At 44.0% G+C, this 6315-nt stretch carries 4 protein-coding genes; 3 read left to right on the top strand and 1 reads right to left on the bottom strand.

What is annotated here, in order from left to right:
• Nucleotides 1–667 (bottom strand): PAS domain S-box protein (locus tag DLD82_RS18120; RefSeq protein WP_146199864.1); only part of this gene is annotated, 667 nt, incomplete at its 3' end.
• 574 nt (nucleotides 668–1241) lie between these two features.
• On the opposite strand from DLD82_RS18120, the gene DLD82_RS18115 reads away from it, so the two are divergent.
• From DLD82_RS18115 to DLD82_RS18110, 3 genes are all read left to right on the top strand, one after another.
• Nucleotides 1242–2534 carry a PKD domain-containing protein gene (locus DLD82_RS18115; protein WP_109942531.1) on the top strand — a complete coding sequence of 431 codons (1293 nt, stop codon included), beginning with the start codon at nucleotides 1242–1244 and terminating at the stop codon, nucleotides 2532–2534.
• A gap of 684 nt (nucleotides 2535–3218) precedes the next feature.
• Nucleotides 3219–3347: a hypothetical protein gene (locus DLD82_RS19405; protein ID WP_281268027.1), complete on the top strand. Its 129-nt coding sequence runs from the start codon at nucleotides 3219–3221 to the stop codon at nucleotides 3345–3347.
• Between the two features lie 2 nt (nucleotides 3348–3349).
• Nucleotides 3350–6315: PAS domain S-box protein (locus DLD82_RS18110; protein WP_109942530.1), on the top strand; the 2966-nt coding region annotated here is incomplete at its 3' end.

The following is a 6315-nucleotide window of genomic DNA, read 5'->3' as shown; positions in this document are numbered from 1 at the left end:
AGAACACTTTTTCCAGCATGGGGTCGGCAAGAATGGAGTAATTTTCCAGATTCGTATCTATTGTCAGATGCTTTGGAAAATTAATCTGACCAAGTATGGCAGTGAGGTTTTGCCATGTGGGCTGTGAAGAACCGAGATTCTCGTAATATCTGGTAAATTCGATGAGCACTTTGATTTCGTTCGTGGCAGATTCAATTCTTTTCAGATACGCTAACGTATCCGGACTTGGTTTCGTCTCCCGTGAGAGAAACAGGAAACCGAGAATTGTCGTAATCTTGTTCAGGATATCATGCCGGGTAATTCCTGAAAGCAGGCTGAGATGGCGATTTGCTTTCATGAGTGCCATTTCCGCCTGCCTTCTCCTGCTGATATCACGGGTTACGCCGACAATGCCATGAAATTTTTTATTGTTATCGTAGACAATGGTGATAAGTATCTCAGTCCAAACCGTGGATCCATTCTTGTGTTTGAATTCAAGGTTTAGTTCGGTTTTTCGGGGAAATTGAACCCCCTTTTGTATCGAATCTACCAACTGCTTTTTGAATTGACGATATTTCTGCAAGGATTCGGGGGTTAAAAAACCAATAAACGGTTCTTCAATTGCCTCTTTTGGAGTAATGCCGAGAAATTCTTTGATTGACGGGGAGACATAGGTAAAGTGCATCATTTATGTCTGCAGTATCAGAATACCCAAACTGTTCTGCAAACAATGGGTTTATTATGGTAAGGTTTCCTCGTACATCAGTTCGAAAAAAGGCTCCATCAAGATCTTCGATGATGGAACACAATTCATTATCGCTTTGGAAAATGTTGCTCGGGGTATCTATCACAGTTCTGAATTTTTCCTGTAACTCTTCATCTTCTGATGTCATTCGGTTATGTAACTGCCCTGAGTTTTTCTCCAATTGTTGTTCTTTAGGTGATCCCAACCACGGATGATTAATGCTGGTCTTTCCTGGTATTCTATCGTGCCTGCAAAAGGATCAACTCAATGGATCTCTCCTTATTGTATGATAAATTTCTCCCTTCTATCTTTATCAAGAAAAAATCTAACTCAGCTTCCATGCTGCCCTGTAAAAACCTTACGATTTTCCTTATTTTCAGGAGTGAATGATCCGGTTTCCGAAAGTAATGAGCCGATGATGAAAATAATGTTGAATTTATTGTATTTTTTACGCAATATTTATTATGAATTATATATATATTGCATCTGATACTGAAAGTAAATGGGGGCTTAATACATGAAAAATCGGAAAATATCTGACAAATGGATACTCATACTGCTTATTTTGGGCTTAACTCTTCTCTGTCCTTGTATTGCGGCTAAATCAGTTATCATCACACCTGCCGAATATGAGGCAGGGTTTTTTAATGATACTAATGATACTGCCGAAATTTTCGCATCTGGTGAGATGCAGGTTGAGGCATTAACACCGCCGGTTGCTGCATTCTCGGTGAGCCAGTCTATCGGTCCGGCTCCGCTTACGGCTCAGTTTACTGATTATTCTACCGGAAATCCAACGCAGTGGGGCTGGTATTTTGGCGATGGCGGAACGTCCAATGAACAGAATCCGGAACATACATATGTTTCACCAGGTGTTTATCCGGTTGGATTTCTTGTCGCGAACAAAGCCGGATATAACAAGACATTTGTTCCAGGTCTGATTCAGACACAAAATCCGGATCCTACCCCGACTCCGGTTCCAACTCCGGTAGTCTACCCCCCGACGGCAGCATTTATAACATCTCCTCCAACGGGTCCGGTCCCGCTTACGGTTCTGTTCATTGACACCTCAAGCGACAAACCAACGTCATGGGCCTGGTATTTTGGTGACGGGGGCTTTTCACCACGGCGACATCCATATCATACCTATACTCATCCGGGGACATATCCGGTATCACTCACCGTTTCAAATGCAGGTGGGTCTGATACCTATATTGCGGAAAATTATATTGTAGCGACAACTCCGGTCCCGACATCGACACCCAGGCCGACGATAAAACCGCCCTGTCCTATTGTTATGGTCCAATCAGTCGAGGAGTCAAATACGACGTTACCGGTGGCATCATTCAGTGCAGATATCAAGGAAGAATCTGATCTCTTCATGGCAACTTTTACCGATGAATCCTCAGGCAACCCAACGTTTCGTATCTGGTATTTCGGCGATGGGAGTTATTCAACCGATGAGCAGCCGGTGTATACGTATCCGGGTCCAGGCAGCTACCAGGTATCCCTGATGGTTGTGAATGATGCCGGTTCCAGCACGGTTACCGGAATGGTAGAGGTACAGAAAGAAGATTCTGATACAGAGACCTTAGAAAACCAGACCTCCCTGACTCTTTTGGGAAATGACTCTCTTATACAGCAATCTGTAGAGATGGAGCCACAGGATGAGGATGCATGGTCCAGGTTTTTTGAAGAATGGAAAGCATCAGCAGAGGGGCAGATGACTACACTTAATATTGTTCCCGATGTATCAGCTGAATCTGAAAATGGGGAAATGAATGTATCAGAGAATATAACCTGGATTTGAGTGATATGGTGGCTCTGGACGGTTGTTTGTAGAGAACGGTGAGAAAATTTCCATAATGAGATAAAAACCCAGGATTTTTCCCCATGGGATCCTTAATTTTCAGATAATACAGTTCGGACATCGTATTCCGGGAATTCTGCCATGAAGATACGTTCGGTGTCCAAAAAAATTAATTGACGCCTGGTTCTTTGGTTTGTATCATGAACCGGACAATATTGAGGTTTACATTCCAGGCAAACAAATTTTGAGCCTTCAGGAAAACCTATCCATAAGTCAAGAGGTTTTTTATTCCATTGTAATGATGAGATAATCACATGAGTACTGATATGAAAGGCTGAACAAAAAATTTTTGGTAATTATCACACAATGAGAAATATGACCGAAAAAGGATCTAAAGAATATCTCTGTCCTGACTCCGGTGGTTATTGAGATCATGGATGAGTATAAAAGAAATATTCCTTAATAGTCTCCTTTTTTTCCATATTGGGCCCATTTTTAAGGCCAGGATATCTGTTCATGTTATGGGAGAGGCTGAGTAACCCTTATTACTCTTGACGATAAGGGATACAATACGTATCCATTTGCATTAGAACGGAGGTAGATAATGGGGCCTGTACAGGATTTCTCTCCTGACATCAGCTTGGAAAAAACCTTCGGACATGATGTGGCACCCTGCCTGATGCAATGGTTATCATTCCTGATGGTATGTTTGATATGTTTGGTGCTACCACAGAGATGATTGGATTATCCTCTTCAATGATTGTCTTGATGGACGAAAAGTTGCAACATAAAACCGGAGCATTTGCCGTTTAATCATGGATGACCGAAATTTTCGCATCCTCTATGTCGATGATGAGACTGACCTTCTCACAATAGGCAAGCTCTTCATGGAGCGGTATGGCAACCTTACCGTAGATACCTCTCCATCAGCCAGGGATGCCCTGGAAAAGATTGCACAAAACTCTTTTGATGGCATCGTTTCTGATTATCAGATGCCTGGAATGGACGGGATTGAGTTTCTTCAGGAAGTCCGGAGGCAATATGGTGATATTCCGTTTATCCTTTTTACCGGCAGGGGCAGGGAGGAGGTGGTCATTCAGGCGATTGATTTCGGGGTTGATTTTTATCTTCAGAAAGGAGGAGAACCAAAATCACAGTTTGCCGAACTGGTCCATAAAATCCGTCAGGCAGTGCGGAGAAAAGAAGCTGAACGGGCGATAAAGGCATCTGAAAAACGCCTCTCTGACATCATAGATTTTCTTCCGGACCCCACCTTTGCGATTGATGTCTCGGGGAAAGTTATTGCATGGAACCATGCCCTTGAAGAACTGACCGGGTCATCCTCTGCTGATATTATCGGAAAGGGCAAAGAAGAGTATAATACTATTATTTATGGCGAAGACCGCCCGGTGCTGATTGATCTGATTGATGAACCGGATGATGTGATTCTTCAGTATTACTCCCATATTCAGAGATCCGGGACTTCCATCACTGCAGAGACCGAATATACTCATAAAAACGGTTCACACCTTCATATTCTGCTTAAGGTCAGCAGGCTGTATGATCAGGCCGGAACAATCGCCGGTGCAATTGAGTCTATCCGGGATATCACCCAACTAAAGCAGGCTGAGCGGGAGATTCGGAAGAGTGAGGAGCGATACCGTTCGGTTGTTAATGACCAGACTGAGATGATCGCCAGGTTTTCTCCGGAAGGAATAATCACCTTTACTAATGAAGCGTACCGCCAGTATTACGCACCACGGATTGGCCTTGAATTTCCTGTAGGGAAAAATATCCGGGATATCATGGAAATCAGCAATTATTCACAGGTTGATGCATTTTTCCAATCGCTGACACCTGAAACTCCTGTCCGGGAGATGGAACGGATGGTCCCGGGTAAGGATGGGAATACCTACTGGCAGATCTGGGCGGTTCGTGCATTGTTTGATGAGGATGGGAATATTTCTGAATACCAGGTTGTTGGTCGTGATGTTACCGATAAGAAACTGGCCGAAGAGAAATTACGGGTTGCATATGAACAGATTGCTGCAGATGAAGAAGAGCTCAGGGAAAAATATGAAGAACTTGCAAAAAGTGAGCAATTAGCCCGTGAAAGTGAAGAGCGGCTTGTCCAGGCCCAGGAGATAGCACACACCGGTGCATGGGAGTATAATCTTAAGACCGGAGTCATCTGGGGATCTGCAGAAGGTCTGGCAATCTTTGGCTATCCTCCTGTTGCCGGAGATTTCCCGATAGAGGATATTGAATCCTGCATCCCTGACCGTGAACGGGTGCATCAGACACTTGTTGATCTCCTTGAACATGACACCCCGTATGACATTGAATATCTGATACAACCGGCAGATGGTTCAAAGCAGAAGTATATCCATTCACGGGCCAGATGTGAGCGGGATTCCAATGGGAATATCATTCGTGTTCTTGGGGTTATTCAGGATATTACCGAGCGAAAAAAAGCCGAAAATGAGGTGGCGTTTAAAAATGTCATTCTGCAGACACAGCAGGAAGCAGCTCTTGATGGGATCCTCATTGTAGATAAGAATGGACTAATTCTTGGATATAATAAAAAATTTCAGGAAGTATGGGGAATTTCTGATGAGATTGTGTTATCCCGGAATGATGAGCAGGTTCTCTCTTCTGTCTTACATCTCCTTGCCGATCCGGATGAGTTCATATCGAGGGTCCGGTACCTGTATGAACATCCTGAAGAAAAGAGTTTTGAAGAGGTTGAACTTCAAAACGGAAGAATTTTGGAGAGATTTTCATCCCCGATGTATGGAGATGCCGGGGAATATTTCGGGCGTGTCTGGTACTTCCGGGATATTTCTGAGCGAAAACGTGCTGAAGAGGAACTTCAGGCAGCATATGAACAGATCCAGGCTTCTGAAGAGACGCTCCAGACTAATTACCAGTTATTACTCTTAAAAGAACGGGCATTGCAGGAGAGTGAAAACCGGTTCAGATCCCTTTTTTCCCTTGCTCCTTATGCATGTGTGCTATATAATCAGAATGGAGTGCACCTGTTCAGCAATGCGTACCACGAAAAGATCACCGGATATTCCTCCGCCGAGATGGAGGGGAAAAGTGCCCGGGATTTTGATATCATTTCGCCGAATGATCTGGACAGGATAACAGAGAAACTTAACCGGCAGGGGTATTTGGACGGGGAAGAGGTGACGATAAAGGCAAAGGATGGGACCATGAAGACGGTTCTTTCTTCTGCGGTATTTATTCAATCCTGGGGAGAACGAGAGACTCTTTCGACGATGATAGATGTTTCTGAGCGGAGAAGGATAGAGGATTCACTCAGGCGAAGTAATGATCAGATTACCGGAATTGCAAATACCATACCCGGTATCGTTTTCCAGTTTTATGCAAAGGAATCCGGCGAGTTTGGTCTTTCCTATGTGAGCAGCCGGGTAGGTGAAATTCTTGGAATCTCCGGGGATTTCTCTACGTTTCTTCAAAAATTCATCGACGGGATTGTTCCGGAAGACCGGACACGTTTTTCCGCATCAATACAGCAGGCCGTGAAAAATGAAACAAAGTGGGAGTTTGAAGGCAGATTCAGACGCCCGGATGGTCACATTATTTATTTGCGTGGAATTTCTGCTCCGGTAAGGGAACAGAATGAGTTACTATATAGTGGGGTCATTCTTGATATTACGGCTGAAAAAGAGGCTGATAAGTCACTGCAATCGGAACGACTCTTCTCTCGGTTATTGCTTGATATTTCTCCGGTCTTTATCGTCGCAATCGGTGC

Origin of the sequence: Methanospirillum stamsii (genome assembly GCF_003173335.1) — an archaeon.
Taxonomy (GTDB): domain Archaea; phylum Halobacteriota; class Methanomicrobia; order Methanomicrobiales; family Methanospirillaceae; genus Methanospirillum; species Methanospirillum stamsii.
This window is presented reverse-complemented; position numbering and strand designations above follow the sequence as displayed.

Excerpts from the sequence above, each read along its gene's own strand:
- DLD82_RS18115 (WP_109942531.1), top strand. The coding sequence starts at position 1,242 with ATGAAAAATCGGAAAATATCTGACAAATGGATACTCATACTGCTTATT.
- DLD82_RS19405 (WP_281268027.1), top strand. The coding sequence starts at position 3,219 with ATGGTTATCATTCCTGATGGTATGTTTGATATGTTTGGTGCTACCACA.